This is a genomic window from Flavobacterium sp. NKUCC04_CG (genome assembly GCF_019345525.1).
In the GTDB taxonomy this organism is placed as follows: Bacteria; Bacteroidota; Bacteroidia; order Flavobacteriales; family Flavobacteriaceae; genus Flavobacterium.
In genome coordinates this window covers 142886-158596 of sequence record NZ_JAHKRA010000005.1, presented here as the reverse complement: position 1 = coordinate 158596, position 15711 = coordinate 142886, and the positions used below count along the sequence as shown (strand labels likewise).

17 protein-coding genes are annotated in these 15711 nt (G+C 32.7%); 7 read left to right on the top strand and 10 right to left on the bottom strand.

From position 1 onward, the window contains the following. Positions 1-253: 253 nt before the first annotated feature. Positions 254-835 carry a YgcG family protein gene (locus tag KO524_RS05785; RefSeq protein WP_219291587.1) on the bottom strand — a complete coding sequence of 194 codons (582 nt, stop codon included), beginning with the start codon at positions 833-835 and terminating at the stop codon, positions 254-256. A gap of 260 nt (positions 836-1095) precedes the next feature. On the opposite strand from KO524_RS05785, the gene KO524_RS05780 reads away from it, so the two are divergent. Then, on the top strand, positions 1096-1467 hold the full coding sequence (locus KO524_RS05780) for a hypothetical protein (RefSeq protein WP_219291585.1): 372 nt from the start codon (positions 1096-1098) through the stop codon (positions 1465-1467). A gap of 303 nt (positions 1468-1770) precedes the next feature. Here the strand turns inward: KO524_RS05780 and KO524_RS05775 are convergent, their stop codons facing one another. The 3 genes from KO524_RS05775 to KO524_RS05765 all read right to left on the bottom strand — a co-directional run bounded on the left by KO524_RS05775 (position 1771) and on the right by KO524_RS05765 (position 4276). Beyond that, positions 1771-1962 (bottom strand): cold-shock protein, encoded by a 192-nt coding sequence (locus KO524_RS05775; RefSeq protein WP_219291584.1) that lies wholly within the window; start codon positions 1960-1962, stop codon positions 1771-1773. A gap of 314 nt (positions 1963-2276) precedes the next feature. Next, entirely contained in the window at positions 2277-3269 is a 993-nt protein-coding gene (locus KO524_RS05770) for a helix-turn-helix domain-containing protein (RefSeq protein ID WP_219291583.1), read from the bottom strand. A 20-nt stretch (positions 3270-3289) separates the two neighbouring features. Beyond that, positions 3290-4276, bottom strand: coding sequence for a helix-turn-helix transcriptional regulator (locus tag KO524_RS05765; protein WP_219291578.1), 987 nt, complete (start codon positions 4274-4276; stop codon positions 3290-3292). Positions 4277-5393: 1117 nt separating this feature from the next. On the opposite strand from KO524_RS05765, the gene epsC reads away from it, so the two are divergent. From epsC to KO524_RS05745, 4 genes are all read left to right on the top strand, one after another. After that, positions 5394-6221 (top strand): serine O-acetyltransferase EpsC, encoded by an 828-nt coding sequence (gene epsC, locus KO524_RS05760; protein WP_219291576.1) that lies wholly within the window; start codon positions 5394-5396, stop codon positions 6219-6221. 6 nt (positions 6222-6227) lie between these two features. Continuing rightward, complete coding sequence (gene cysK / locus KO524_RS05755; RefSeq protein ID WP_219291574.1) at positions 6228-7163, top strand: cysteine synthase A; 936 nt, start codon at positions 6228-6230, stop codon at positions 7161-7163. 248 nt (positions 7164-7411) lie between these two features. Further along, a complete protein-coding gene (locus KO524_RS05750; RefSeq protein WP_219291572.1) occupies positions 7412-7855 on the top strand; it encodes a GNAT family N-acetyltransferase in 444 nt (147 codons plus the stop codon). Between the two features lie 2 nt (positions 7856-7857). After that, positions 7858-8928, top strand: coding sequence for an alanine racemase (locus KO524_RS05745; RefSeq protein WP_219291570.1), 1071 nt, complete (start codon positions 7858-7860; stop codon positions 8926-8928). 25 nt (positions 8929-8953) lie between these two features. Here the strand turns inward: KO524_RS05745 and KO524_RS05740 are convergent, their stop codons facing one another. From KO524_RS05740 to lpdA, 6 genes are all read right to left on the bottom strand, one after another. Then, the gene (locus tag KO524_RS05740; protein ID WP_255555157.1) at positions 8954-9349 is read right to left on the bottom strand and encodes a DUF3037 domain-containing protein; all 396 of its coding nucleotides are present in this window, start codon (positions 9347-9349) and stop codon (positions 8954-8956) included. Further along, positions 9315-10112, bottom strand: coding sequence for a HipA family kinase (locus KO524_RS05735; RefSeq protein ID WP_219291568.1), 798 nt, complete (start codon positions 10110-10112; stop codon positions 9315-9317). Before KO524_RS05735 ends, KO524_RS05740 begins: the two co-directional genes overlap by 35 nt. 62 nt (positions 10113-10174) lie before the next feature. Beyond that, on the bottom strand, positions 10175-10735 hold the full coding sequence (locus KO524_RS05730) for a DNA-3-methyladenine glycosylase I (protein WP_219291565.1): 561 nt from the start codon (positions 10733-10735) through the stop codon (positions 10175-10177). Continuing rightward, the gene (locus tag KO524_RS05725) at positions 10735-11139 is read right to left on the bottom strand and encodes a hypothetical protein (protein ID WP_219291562.1); all 405 of its coding nucleotides are present in this window, start codon (positions 11137-11139) and stop codon (positions 10735-10737) included. The genes KO524_RS05730 and KO524_RS05725 overlap by 1 nt, the downstream gene beginning before the upstream one ends. A 152-nt stretch (positions 11140-11291) precedes the next feature. Beyond that, entirely contained in the window at positions 11292-11852 is a 561-nt protein-coding gene (locus KO524_RS05720) for a hypothetical protein (RefSeq protein ID WP_219291557.1), read from the bottom strand. Positions 11853-12199: 347 nt separating this feature from the next. After that, positions 12200-13603 carry a dihydrolipoyl dehydrogenase gene (lpdA, locus tag KO524_RS05715; RefSeq protein ID WP_219291555.1) on the bottom strand — a complete coding sequence of 468 codons (1404 nt, stop codon included), beginning with the start codon at positions 13601-13603 and terminating at the stop codon, positions 12200-12202. A 379-nt stretch (positions 13604-13982) separates the two neighbouring features. On the opposite strand from lpdA, the gene KO524_RS05710 reads away from it, so the two are divergent. Together KO524_RS05710 and KO524_RS05705 are read left to right on the top strand one after the other, a co-directional pair. Then, a complete protein-coding gene (locus KO524_RS05710; protein WP_219291552.1) occupies positions 13983-15185 on the top strand; it encodes an aminotransferase class I/II-fold pyridoxal phosphate-dependent enzyme in 1203 nt (400 codons plus the stop codon). A gap of 164 nt (positions 15186-15349) precedes the next feature. Further along, positions 15350-15673, top strand: coding sequence for a DUF4870 domain-containing protein (locus KO524_RS05705; protein WP_219291540.1), 324 nt, complete (start codon positions 15350-15352; stop codon positions 15671-15673). The last annotated feature ends 38 nt before the right edge of the window (positions 15674-15711 follow it).

Here is a 15711-nt window from a genome sequence, read left to right as displayed (position 1 = left end):
TTTTTATTGCCTAAAAACTTAATTTTTTTTTTCTCTCCACATTTAATTTGTATAAAAATAAACTATTAGTAGTAAGGCCTATCATTTCAATATTATGTGTACTGTCAGTAGGATACTCTATTTTAAAAGTAACTAGATAAGTAAGGCGCTTGTGGACCTCATAATTTTTATAGATACAGTCAAAATAACTTTAATCATTTTCAAAATACTGTGATTTTACAATGAAAACTATTCCAAAAAACTGGAGAAACTCTTAAACCGATGAGTAACTAAAGGTATCTTTTGCTCCATTTTTATTTAAAAATTTGATCAATTCTTTTACTCCTTGCATCGTTCCTTCAAAGTAATTGCCATTTCTGAATGCGGGAATAAAAACGCTATTGATTATTTCAGAAGTTTCTTCGTTGGTGAGGATTTTTTCAATTCCGTTTCCGTTTTGTATTCTAATTTTTCTGTAATCCTTAGATATAGCAATTAAAACCCCATTATCCTTTCCAAATTTTCCCACTCCCCAATGATTGGCAATAGTGAGTGATAATTCTTCAAATCGATCAGCAGAAACTCTTGTAGAATCAATTGTTACAATTACTATTTCTACGGTTGTTTCTTTTTCGTATTGATCAATTAAACTATTTAGCATAGCTTTTTCACTTTTGGAATACAATTGTTCATAATCGGTTACCCAGCCGACGTGATGTATAGGATGGAGCGAGAAAAGTTCACGATAATTTTCAATAAAGGCAAGCCTCAAAGAATCCATTTCGCGCTGTTCTTCAGTCTGTGAAAAAGCACTTAAACTCCACGTTAGGAAAAAGAACCAGATTATTTTTTGCATTAGAATTTTTTAAAAATTTATGTTTAAATACATTGGGCCACTACAACCCTAAATATAATAGATTTTAAGATTTATACGCCAACTTAAAGAAATTAAAGTAAGTAGTGTAATATAAAGATAAGACTACAATTGTTCAATACCAATTAGTTCTTTGATATGATTAGTGGTTAATTTTGAATTATACTCAATAAAAAATAATAATATTTGATTGAATTTCATATAATATTTACTATTTTTAACGTTAACCAAAATTTTAAATTATGAAAAAACTTTTATTAGTGGCAATTTTACTAGGTTCTTTTGCCTCATTCGCTCAAGTAGTTGGTCCTGCAGACCCGCCATCGTATATTTCTTGTAGAGAATACAAATTGTACAAATGCGATGCCAATGGTAAACAAATTACCAATAGTCGAAATCCTAATTATGTAGAGTATCTCGTTAAAATTTGTCAGGAAACTCCCTCAGGAGGACATATTTACTATACATTATTACAACAAGTAGTAGATAGACTTTGCCGTGATGGATATATAATGTTGCATCCAAATGTGACTATATTAAAAGTTACTAAATCTCCTTTTGCATACGGCGGTGTGTATGTGCCGATAATTGAGAATCCCGTATTCGATTTTTAGTAATTATCTTCAAAAGAGTATTATATAAGAGGTTGTCCAAGAGGCAGCCTCTTGTTTTTAATGGCATTTCCTTTCCTTAGAAGCGTTTCCGAAAGACTAAGGGGTTTGTAGCTCGAACATCATCATTTCACCGCTACGGGCTTGTAAAATCGTTTTACCCTTATGGGTTTTATATAGACCGGAGCTGTTGGCAGCTTGTTAAAAAAAAAACCACTAGCACATTTAAGTTGCTAGTGGTTATTTGTTTTTTTAAATGCTTACCAACTTAAGTTGGTAAGGACTAATGAAAAATTCAAAAAATAATTATGCGCGTCTAACTTGAACTGCTGTTAATCCTTTTTTACCTTCTTCTACTTCAAAAACTACTTCGTCGTCCTCACGGATACTTTCTAGTAAACCTGTACTGTGTACAAAAATATCTTGTGATGATCCGTCTTCTTTAATAAATCCAAAACCTTTTGCTTCATTAAAAAATTTTACTGTACCTTTTTTCATGCTTTTTATTTAAATGTTATACTAACAAATATAAATAGAGATTATGTAAAAGCAAGTGTTTTGTTAATTTTTTATTTAAAAAAAAAATTTGTATTGATAATATTAAATTTTCAATACAAATTAAATAATATGAGCGAAAAAAGAAGGTTCTATTGATTATAAATTGGATATAAGCTTGTTTTTTTAAATTATTCCTAACAGATTTTCTAAATTACACTATGAAAATTCTAAAAATTTATGCCAAAAAGGAAATAGCTGTGCCTATTAAAAACTATTTTGTTTTTTAAGCAGTGATCTAGGGGTAAATAATAAAACTAGTCTTCGCGTTTTACAAAAATTTCACTGGGTAGTATCCCGAAATTATTTTTATAAAGTAAGGTAAAATAAGTCGTTTTGTTATACCCCATTTCAAAAACCACTTCGCTGATATATCTAAATTTACCACTGAGCAGTAATTCCGTAGCTACTTTTAATTTTTCCTGTTTAAAAAAAGAAGCTGGACTGGTTCCGTACCGGTCTTTATATGCTTTATTAAACTTCGAAGCAGACATATGAGCAATTGCCGCCAATTTTTCTATACCAGGAAAAGATAAATAGAGTTGGGATATTAAATAATCCTGGCTTTTTTCAAGGGCTTCAGCATCTTTTTCATAAAACGTTTTCGAGGTGATTTCTAGATTCGTTCGTTCGAGAAAATACCCCAATAATTGGTATGCAGTACTTTTAATATCAAACTCGAAAAAGAAATTATTGATTCGCTGTTGTTTTAATTTAAAAAGGGCCACTTTACTCCTGCTGTCGATGTGTTTATAAAACAAAATTTTCTTTTTTTTTCGATCGAAAACATCTTTAAATTCTTCCTTTAAATTGGATTTGTTGAGATAGGTTTGCATTAGTTTTTTATCTATAAAGAGGCGCAGAGAATACATGTGATTACCCGTTTCGATATTATAGGAACTCTCTATTCGACTATCGATAACCCCCAATCCAAACTTAGAGCTGTCACCAATCTCGTAGTGGGTTTTAAAGACGGTATGCCTGTTTATATCCTCACTCAGATCGTAATAAATAATCCAAAAGTCTTCATCAGAAGGTATGCGAACTAAACGTAATGGGATATTAATTACAGCATCTATAAGTAAAACGGCAAAACCGGGTATGATTTCCATAAAAAAGGTTTCTCCTTCGGCTATAGGCGATTTAAAAGCCATAATTCGATCGTCAGATTCTATAAATCCACTCAATTCATCGATGAATTTTTTGCGCCAATCTGGCGAAAATGAAAAAGTATGACTAAAATTTTTCAATAGCTAAACTTATTTTGGTGTTAAAGTAAATTTTGATATTGTTTTGGGTAAATTCCATACGTTTCTTTAAAGCGCTTGGCCATATAGGATATACTGGAATAATTCAATTTAGCGGCTACTTCTCCGATCGTATATTGACCGGTAGCTAATAATTCTTTGGATTTGTATAACTTATTGCTTTGAAAAAAAATACCAGGGCTAGAACCGGTTATTTTAGCAAATAACTTTTTGTATTTGGAGGAAGACATAGATACTTTCTCTGCTAAAAAATCAACACCTGGAAAATCGCCTTCAAGGACACTTAATAAATATACCTTAGATTTTAAAATATTTTTAAAATCCTCATTTAATGCTTTACCAATCACTATTTTCTCTGTAGTGGTTTGCTTTAAATATTCAGTTAACAAGTCGTAAACCAATGCTTTAAAGTGAAACTCATAAAATAGATTATCGTATGTAATTTGTTTGAATTTTTGAATTAATAAAGCACTATTAGTACTCATCCTATCCAAACGGATTATAGTGTTTTTATTTTGATTGAAAATCTTATCTACAAGCGGTGCTAAGTTTGGTATGTTTTTAAAATACGTTTTTAAAGCAGCTTTTTTAATAAAAATACAAATACTAAATATTTTAGTGTCTTTATTAATGATGTAATCCAGTTCTAAATCACTGTCCACTATAGAAAAATTATAATTTAATCTTCCGAGCAAGCTTCTTTCTTGATTATCAACTACTAAATCGACATCGTTTCCTTCAAAATCATAAAAATATAGTCCTACAAAACTAGCATCTTCACTCGTATATCGCACTAAAACATCTTCTTTATAAATAGTGTCTTCCAGCATGGCTGTAATATCTCTCTCAATCGGTAAAATATAATGGGTACCTCTATAAGTTTCATTATCCCCCTTTATAAAATGATTTTCGACAACGCCTCCCATGGCTTCAGCAAGTACTTCAGTCCAATTGAATTCCACTCGGTAATGTGGTAGAATAACTTTCATTTTAAATGATTGATTATTTATAATGTGGTTCTTACTTAATTACAAAAAAATAATTCAATTGGAGTTATTTAACCACATAATGAGATTAATTTTAATGTAAATACAGTTAAATAAAACAAATATATAAAAAATAGCGCTATTATTTGTTAAAAAAATGTTTTTTTGAGATGTATCTATCCGGAAATAAATAGTTTAAGATACTATTGATTTATAATTATCGCTTTGCAATGATTTTAAATCAATTGATGAAAAATAACTCAAAAAAAGAGCTATTTATTACATTTTTAAATACTTGGATTTTCTAAATAATCGCATTTAGTACTGAATATTTGTTAAAATAGTATATCTAATATGGTTTTTAAGACTTAATTGATTTTGTAGATGCATAAAAAACCACAAATAATCATAAAACACCTTATTATCTGTTATAAACATCATAAGTGTAGTTGTGGTTATTTGAAACAAAAAAAACCTGTAAAATTTCTTTTACAGGTTTTCTTTTTCATAGCAAATCTACGTATTAAAAAATAAGGTTTACCTACCTCCATATGGACAAGAGGTGACTGACAAATCCCTATTTTTACAGATCAAAATAAGATGTAACTTTTAAACAGGTCAACAAAACAACAAAACCAAATCTTTCCTATAAGTAGCCAACTCAAGAAAAATTCAAAAATAAAAAAACCTATTTATCCGCATATACCAAACAATTTTGATTGCCTTTCATAAACTTGTTTAGCAAATTTACTGTAGTTTTTGATCAAAGCAAATAGTCACTAGCATTTTTAACAAAGTAGGTCCTTTTGAGATAAAAAATGTTAAAATCACTTTTTACATGCATTTTGTACATTTAATGACTAATTATATATTTCGGCAAAAAATCTTTAAATACCTCCATATTTCCCGATTTTTTATAGCTTAAATGGAACTATTAAAAAAATACTAAATAAGAGCAATCCATCAGTTGGTATTCTTAAAGAAACTATATTTACCATATATACGCCAGCTAACTGGTAAACAACTAGATTTTTTGATAAACCAAATCTTAATCCTGATTATAGGTCGTCAAGTATTGGTCAAGAATCTAAAATAAATCATTTTAAACTTTTGCTATATAATGAGAAACCCTTTTATTCAAACTTTATTGGAAAGTAATCGAAGTTCAGCTAGTTTTTTGGACAAGTTGCGCATTGAAAGTTTTACCGATATATTGTTTCGTTTTTTGTTTCAGTTGGAAGATAAAAAGTATTTATCTGAAGAAGCTATAGAGATTCGATTAAACAGTTTGAAAAGCGAATTTACAACCATATTGTATCACTCATTTAATGATGCCATCGAAGTGCAAAAAATAGTAGATTCCTTTTTTGAAGCGCTTCCCAATATTTATTTTAAATTGTTAAACGATGCTAATGCGATACTCGACAATGATCCTGCGGCAACTTGTTTACAAGAAATTTTAATTTCCTATCCCGGATTTTATGCCATATCCATTTATCGTTTTGCCCATCAATTGCAGTTGCAACAAGTAAAACTTATTCCTCGAATATGGACGGAATTTGCTCATAATAAAACGGGTATTGACATTCACCCAGCTGCGGTGATTGGTAATTCCTTTTTTATCGATCACGGTACGGGGATTGTGATTGGTGAAACTACGCGAATTGGAAATCATGTCAAAATTTATCAAGGGGTAACTTTAGGAGCTATCTCCGTGTCAAAAGACAAGGCGAATTTGAGGCGTCATCCCATCATTGAAGACCATGTTGTGATCTATTCTGGAGCCACCATATTAGGCGGGGAAACGACAATTGGGCATAATAGTATTATTGGTGGAAATGTCTGGTTAACCAAGAGTGTTGACCCCAATTCGATTATTTATAACAAAAGCAAGAGTTATACCAAGGATAAAGAAATACTCCCCGAACCCATTAACTTTATAATATAATATATCATGAAAGTAAATACCATTTTAGAGACCATTGGCAATACGCCACATGTTAAAATCAATAAATTGTTTCCAAGTGATATTGACGTTTGGATCAAATTAGAGAAAAGCAATCCTGGTGGAAGTTTAAAAGATCGTATAGCCCTGGCGATGATTGAAGATGCAGAGGCCAAAGGTTTGATTAACAAAGACACTACGATTATCGAACCAACCTCCGGAAACACAGGTGTGGGACTGGCGATGGTTTGTGCTGTAAAAGGTTATAAATTGATTTTGGTAATGCCTGAATCGATGAGTATGGAAAGAAGAAAGTTGATGTCGGCTTACGGTGCTAAATTTGTTTTAACTCCTAAAGAATTAGGTACATCAGGATCGGTTAATGCCGCTCTTGAATTGGCTAAAAACACAAAAAACTCTTGGGTTCCCCAACAGTTTAATAATCCGGCCAATCCGGAAATACACCACAAAACAACAGCACAGGAAATCCTTAACGCTTTTCCTGATGGTTTGGATTATTTAATTACTGGTGTTGGAACTGGTGGTCATATCACCGGTGTGGCTGAAGTTTTAAAAGAAAAATTTCCCGCAATTAAAATATTTGCCGTTGAACCGGAACAATCACCGGTATTAAGTGGTGGTCAAGCTGGTCCGCATCCATTACAGGGAATTGGTGCTGGATTTATTCCTCAAATCTTAAAAACAAGCCTTTTGGACTCCATTATAAAAATAACCAAAGAAGAAGCCTTTACTTATACGCAACGCATCGCAAGAGAAGAGGGAATTTTAGCGGGAATTTCAACCGGTGCTTCTTTAGCTGCTATTGCTCAAGTTTTAGTTGATTTACCTAAGGGATCTCGCGTGCTTACCTTTAATTATGATACGGGAGAACGCTATTGGTCTATAGCAGATTTGTTCGATGAAAAAAGTGCAGAAATAAAGTGATAAATTAAAAAACCAGAACTTCGTTTCTGGTTTTTTTTTAACCATTTGTGCAAAAAAATGATTTTTATATTGATTTTAAATATAAAAACGATATATTTGTATATATTTTATTTAAACCCGCTGCTTTAGTAATTGAACAGCTTCTGATATTTTCTTTGTTATTAGCTACCGCTAAAATCCTTACCTACCTTTTTTACAAAGAACTTCTTCGCTGTATCAGCCTTTACTAGCAGCAAAAAAAAGATTACATGATTCAAATCAACAAAAAATCACCCGAACATTTACCGTCTAAAAATGAATTTAACACTTATAGTGCTTTTTTATATCAGCATTTAGAGCAATACGGCGATGAAAAAGTAGATATAGATAAAGCTTTGAATTACGCTTTAGCAAAAGAAGGTAAGCCCGGTGGATTTATACTCATTGCGCAAAAAAAAACAACAGAAATTGCCGGTATCGTCGTAATCCTAAACACCCAAATGGAAGGTTTTATTCCCGAACATATTTTGGTTTATATTGCTACTGATGCTGAACTTCGAGGACAGGGAATTGGAAAAGCACTTATAGAAGAAGTGATCCAACAAACTAACGGTTCCATAGCTTTGCATGTCGAAGCCAATAATCCTGCTAAAAAACTCTATGAAAGATTGGGATTTGAAAACAAATATTTAGAAATGCGTTTAAAAAAATAATCATGGCATTTATTACCTTAAACACACAAAAACTAAAAGATAATTTTCGGACATTAGATAGTGTTTTCCAGAGTAAAAACATTGAATGGGCTATAGTCGCCAAACTGCTCTGTGGCAATGAACTGTATTTAGAAAAATTACTTGAGCTCAATCCCAAACAAATTTGTGATTCTAGAGCATCCAACTTACAGATGGTTAAGAAAATTAACCCCAATGTAGAAACCATTTATATCAAACCGCCACCAAAGCGAAGTATAGACAAAATAGTTAAGTATGCCAATATCAGTTTTAATACCGAATTGGAAACCATCAAACTGTTGTCCAAAGCAGCTGTAAAACAAAATGTACTTCACAAAGTAGTTATTATGGTTGAGTTGGGCGAACTGCGCGAAGGAATTTTGGGAGATAGTCTGATCTCTTTTTACGAACAAGTATTTGAACTTCCTCATATTGAAATTATTGGAATCGGGACTAACTTAACCTGTATGTATGGTGTACTGCCCAATGCCGATAAACTAATACAATTGTCGTTGTACAAACAAATTTTAGAGATTAAGTTTGATCGAGAGATCAAGTTTTTGTCAGGCGGTGCTTCCGTTACGATTCCCTTAATATTAAATGGTAGTCTTCCGGTATCCATCAATCATTTTAGGGTTGGTGAAAGCTTGTATTTGGGGACTAACGTATATGATAATACGTTAATTGACAATATGCATTACGACGTTTTTAAACTCTATGCCGAAGTGATTGAATTGCATGAAAAACCGATGATACCATCAGGAGAAATGGGATTAAATCTCTTGGGAGATAAAACGGAATTCGATTCCTCCTTGGAAGGAAGTATCAACTATAGAGCCATCATCGATTTGGGTTTACTAGATATTGAAATTGACCATATTACACCTGCGGATTCCAATATGAAAATTGTTGGTGCCAGTTCGGATATGATTGTAATCGATTTGGATCAAAATCAGCATAAAGTAAAAGTTGGGGATTTGATCCCTTTTAAGATGAATTATATGGGGATACTTCGAATTATGAATTCGGATTATGTCGAAAAGAAAATAGAATAAAAAAGGGAGCCAAGGCTCCCTTTTTTTAAAGTATATTTTCATGAAATAATTGGGTAGTCAATGCGTCCAAATCCAAAGTACGTCCCGGATGCGGCCTGGAAGTTTGTATGCAAGAACTGCGCACGGCAGTTAGCCACCTAAAACGTTCTGAGACCTCCATTTTTGCTATAGGACCGCTTTGCGCTTTGCCTAAGGCTATATTTTCAAAAGCTTGAATGTAATCTATCAAATCACGAAATTCGATTTCTGTTTTAAATAGGTCAAACTTGGCTTTATCGACATAAAATTTAGCGTTTATAAACTTGGATTGCTTACAGAAAACAATCACACCTATATTAAAAAACTCTTCGCGTTCTACCTGAGGTAAAAATCGAATGATGGAATACTCATACAAGTGCATGTCGTGCTTTTTTAGCTTCATTAATAAATAGTTCTGAATGCGCCAGTCTCGTTGTTAAAAAAGACAAATAAATGCCTCTAATTTGCTCTGGATTCCATTCTGAACCCTCCCACTCTAACCATTCTTCTGGAATTAAGTCAACAATAGATTTAAGAACTGTTGGGTTCAATATTTCCTTAAATTGTTTGTCAACCAAATCTAACTGAGATGCTTTGGGTAACAATACATGGTCCTTAATTAAAGCAAAAGGGGTTATTGCGCTTTTTTCCCAATTGGTAAATGCGTGATGAAAATAAAAAGCAGCACCGTGATCTATTAACCACAATTCCCTATGCCAAAACAACAGGTTGGTATTTCTAAAAGTTCTGTCAACATTAGTGATAAAAGCATCCAACCAGACAATCTTCGATGCGAGTAACTCCTCTACTTCTGTAGTAGCGGGATCATAAGTCAAAGACCCTGACAGAAAATGTAAGGCGAGATTTAATCCCTGACTAAATTGCAATAAATCTTGAATTTCTTCATCTGCTTCGGTTCTTCCAAAAGCTTCATCCAAATGAGCAAAAACAATTTCAGGTACATCCAGTTGCAAATATCTAGCAATTTCACCGCCTAACAGTTCGGCAATTAGTGCCTTTACACCATGTCCTGCTCCTTTAAATTTTAAAACATACTTAAATCCATCATCAGCATCTGCCAAGGCTGGAAGTGAGCCACCTTCTCTCAACGGTGTAATGTATCGAGTAACATTCACAGTGCGAAGATTAAATTGGTGTTTTTTCATATTCGTAAGCTTTTTAATAAACAAATATTAATCTGTAATGGACTATTAATACCATTCTCTAACTATAAATTCCACGCGGGTTGGGCATCTAATACTTTAGAATAAATTGGACAATCGGGTTCATGAGCTCCTGGTAAATAACCACTACTCATTAAAAATTCATTGACTATTTCACCTCCTACAAACTTAAAGTGTTTCTTAAATAAAGACACCCAATTATCCTTATCCTTAGGATGATGAAAATCTAGCCAATTTTTAAATGAACCCATTTCATCTTGAATTTTCACAATCTGTTTAGCATTGTAAATCGCTGCATGAATCTTGAGCTTGTTTCTAATTATATTGGAATTCTGCAACAATCTATCGATGTCCTTCTGCTTATAGGCCGCTACTTTATTGAGTTCAAACGCGTCATAGGCTTCGTAAAAATGTTCCTTTTTACGCAAAATCAAAGACCAACTTAATCCGGCTTGATTTATCTCTAAAATCAATCGGGCAAAGAGTTCATTATCATCACCAATAGGAAACCCATATTCGTTGTCGTGATAATTTTTATTTGGATTTAAGGTCTCCGGCTCTAGAGCATTGACAAATTGGCAATATGTTTTTTTACTAATTTCCATTATACTTTAATCATTATACCCGCCTTCCTCATCTTGGACGGAATATCGATTTGTTCATCGCGAGAGCGGATATTTGAAAACTCGCGGATTTTTCCATTTTTCAATTTGAGATACGCCTTAGAACGTATTCCCTTAGCTTTTTTAAGATAGCTTATATCTTCGATTTTAATAATTGCTGCACTCGTTTTAAAGAAAAAATTTTTGATAAACAAATAAGTAAATATCCCTAGAATAAGAATAAATACATAATCGTATAGATCGATAGTATTCCAATCGATTAAGAACATTTTGGCTACAGCTGTTATTAATACAATCGACACCACGATGCGTTGAGCTCCAAGTAAGGATTTCATGTCGTCTTGAATTTCAAGCTGCTTATTTTGGGAATCGTGTGTTATTTTCATAATAAATGCTATTGAGTTATATTAATTATGGTTCCAATTTACGTGCCGAAAATATTTTTTTATGATATTGTCACTATATTTTCTCAATAAAAAAAACTATTACCAGAAATGACTTGTAATAGTTTTTTTATTTAATTGACATTAAGCTGAGTTTACTTAATAGACGCTGACTTAAAATACAAATAGACTTTCTCATTGCCGTTATAATGAGTAAATTTATCTTCGATACGCAACATGTCTTTTTGAAAACCTACTTCTAAATTTCCTTTATAAATCTCTTCTTTTATCTGTTCATTGTTAGAACTGTCATATACAAAATCATAAATTTCGACAAATATCTTCCCTTCAGAAGTCAACTTTACCGACTTCATTGCTCTTCTAAAATCTAATTTACATCCCTTTTCAAGGATACCCGCTCCGTCATAACTATCATAAATCATAGAATCGCTTTCGCCATTTGAGGTTTTAACAAATGTTAGCATATTTTTAGAAATGCAATTACTCTTAGATATGGCTCCATATTTTTTAGAACCAATCTTGGCACCTTCGTAATACCAGGTCGTTTTAGATTTTAAATCTTGTATATCTTTTATTGGATAATAAGGAGCATTGAAAACCAAATCTTCATTTTCATCTTTATTATCATCACTTTTAGAACAGGCACCAACTAATAGAGCTAATCCAATTAAACTCAAAAACAAGTTTTTTTTCATTTGTATTTACAAAAAAATATTTTAACAATTATACATTTTATTCACCCCTCCTAAGTAAGAAAGTTCAAAATAACATTCTTAATTAATTACAAATAAAGCTTATTTTTATTTCTTATCAAAATTTTTAAAAAAATCACAACTTTAGATTCCTTTAATATACTTCCCAAATCACAGGTGTTTTATTTTACTTCGTATTATAAAACTTGTTTCTTTTTTAATTTAAAGAAGCAATTCCTTAGACGTAAACTGTGCTTATTCTAAACCGTAAACTCTTCCTATCTTAAAAATAAGAATCCCGATATGGTTTTATCGGGATACTTAGTATAACAAAAGATTACAACTTATAATTATATATTTAAAGCTCTGTTGTCCGTTGCTGCTAATGCTGCCTCTTTAAAGGCTTCTGCAAAGGTTGGATGCGCGTGAGATGATCTAGCGATATCTTCAGCAGACGCACGGAATTCCATAGCTACAACGGCTTCTGCTATCAAGTCAGCCGCACGAGCGCCAATAATATGAACCCCAAGCACTTCATCTGTAGTAGCATCGGCTAAAACCTTTACCAAACCGTCTAAATCTCCACTAGCTCTAGCACGACCTAATGCTTTAAATGGAAAACTTCCCAATTTATATGCTACACCAGCTTCTTTTAATTGTTCTTCTGTTTTACCTACTGCCGAAACTTCTGGCCAAGTATAAACTACTCCAGGAATTAAATTATAATCAATATGTGGTTTTTGTCCAGCAATAATCTCAGCAACCATAACTCCTTCTTCCTCTGCTTTATGGGCTAACATAGCGCCGCGAATGACATCGCCAATAGCATAAATATGAGAAACAGATGTTTGTAAGTGATCATTAACTTCAACTTGACCTCTATCCGTTAATTTTACACCTGCCTTTTCTGCATTCAATCCGTCAGTATACGGACGACGCCCAACAGCTACTAAAGCGTAATCACCTTCTAAAGTAATGATTTCTCCTTTTTTATTTTCGGCTTCAACAGTAATCGCACTTCCCGCGCGTTTTACCGATTGAACTTTATGTGAAGTATAAAACTTCATACCTTGTTTTTTCAATACCTTAGTCAATTCTTTCGACAAAGTAGCATCCATTCCCGGGATAACACGGTCGGCAAATTCAACAACAGAAACCTGAGCTCCTAGTCTTAAATATACTTGACCTAATTCCAATCCAATAACACCTCCTCCAATAACAACCAAGTGTTTTGGAATTTCCTTTAAATTTAAAGCTTCAGTAGAAGTGATGATTCTCTCTTTATCTAAAGTGATAAAAGGTAAAGATGATGGCTTCGATCCCGTTGCAATAACCGTATTCTTTGCCTCAATTTTCTCTACTGTTCCGTCTGCTTTAGTTATGTTTATTACCGTTGCACTTTCAAAAGAACCAACTCCTTCAAATACGGTAATTTTATTTTTACCCATTAAGTACTTTACTCCAGCAACCGTCTGATCGACTACTTCTTGCTTACGAGCAATCATTTTCTCAATATTAATTTTTACATCAGCTGGAATTTCAATTCCGTGTTCTGCAAAGTGAGCCATTTCTTCTACGTGATGTGATGAAGACAATAAAGCTTTTGAAGGAATACATCCTACATTTAAACAAGTACCTCCTAATGCTGAATATTTTTCAATAATAGCAGTGTTAAATCCTAATTGAGCACAACGAATGGCAGAGATATATCCACCAGGTCCTGAACCAATTATAACTACGTCAAATGAACTCATAATATTATGTTTATGTTGTGTATATTATTTAAAAGAACAAATTTACGATTTTATACCAACTAGAGAAGAAATTAGAGAAAAGTTTTTTTTAATAGCTCCCTATAAAAAAAGCTAGCAATCTCTTTTAATTCCATTGATACGCATTTAATAGTTGATTAAAAATCAAAACTGTTCGCTTTTAAATGGCTAGTTCGGCAAATCGACTGAAAAGGATTTTATCTAGTTTAATTTACTACTATTAATCTATTAAAACAGAATATTAAACTATATATTTTAGAAATATTATGATATATAAACTAAATACACTTAATTATACCAAACTTATTGCTATTTCAATATTATTTCCCTTATTTTGAAATTCAACGTTAAAACTATACTGATGAAAAATTTTGATGCCGCCGACAATATTCAAGATTTACAATATTTTGGAGAATTTGGAGGTGTAAACCCGTCTATATCCGATTCTTCTACTTATACTTTTCTATCTGCTAAAACCATGTTTGATACCTTTGAGGGTAACACAGACGGTTGTTATCTATATTCGCGTCACTCCTCCCCGAGTAATCTGTATTTAGCACAAGCCTTAGCAGTGATGGAAGGGTCTGAAGCAGCTAATGTTACCGCTTCTGGAATGGGAGCTATAACATCAACACTTTTACAACTTTGTAAAAGCAATGATCATATTGTTTCTAGTAGAACAATCTATGGTGGGACCTATGCTTTTATGAAGAATTTCCTACCTGGATTTGGTATTAAAACAACTTTTGTCGATATAACTAAAATCGAGGTCGTTGAAGCGGCAATCACACCAAATACTAAAGTACTTTATTGTGAAACGGTTAGTAATCCTTTATTGGAAGTAGCAGATATTGAAGCATTAGCTCAATTGGCTAAAAAACACCAATTAACATTGGTTGTCGATAATACTTTTTCCCCTCTATCTGTGGCCCCAATTCAATTGGGGGCTGATGTGGTAATACACAGTCTAACCAAATATATTAACGGCAGTAGCGATACTGTTGGTGGTGTTATTTGTGCGTCTAGTGAATTTATCAATGCCTTAAAAAGTGTAAATGATGGTGCTTGTATGTTATTGGGACCAACCATGGACAGTTTGCGTGCTTCCAGTATTTTAAAAAACTTGCGCACCCTGCATATCCGAATCAAACAACACAGCTACAATGCTCAATATTTAGCTCAAAAGATGGAATTAGACGGTATTAAAACGGTTTATCCTGGCTTAGAAAGTCATCCAAGTCATTCAAGATATAAAGGCATGATTAATCCTCAATATGGTTTTGGGGGTATGTTGACCATCGATGTGGGAACTCTTGACAAGGCCAATGCCCTGATGGAGCTTATGCAAAACAATAATTTGGGATATCTCGCAGTGAGTTTAGGCTTTTATAAAACCTTATTTAGTGCGCCGGGTACTTCTACCTCGTCTGAGATTCCTTTGGATGAACAAAAAGACATGGGACTAACAGACGGTTTAATTCGTATTTCAATTGGATTAGACAATGATATTGAAAGAACCTATCAAGCGATGAAAGCGTGTATGAAAGAATTGCATATACTATAAAAATAAGGTAATAACAACATTTGTAAATGAGGTCGGCCTAGTGTCGGCCTTTTTTTTGAAAAAAAGCTCTTTTAAACAAATCCATTCCTTAATATAATTTTATTATATATTTTCAGTACATATTTTTATTATTTTTATAGAAATTAATTCTAAATGGTATCGCTATGGATAACAAATCATTTTCAATTATTTCTTATATTACACTTATTGGGTGGTTAGTTGCCTATTTTGGAGGAAAAGATACAGCTGATGATTTATTGAAATATCATCTTAAACAATCGCTTGGACTTGCCGTGTGTAGTATATTATTTCAAATAGCCATTAACATACTTACGTTAATCATGCCCATACTTGGTATTTTATCCTTCTTAGGTATTATCTTCTTTATACTGTTGGTTATTGGTATTATCAACGCTGCTAATTCAGAAAAAAAACCACTACCCCTAATCGGTAAAGCATTTGAAACACGTTTTAGTTTTATCGACTAATCCCACCAAATTACCTAAGTAAGCCCCTCTTTATTTCA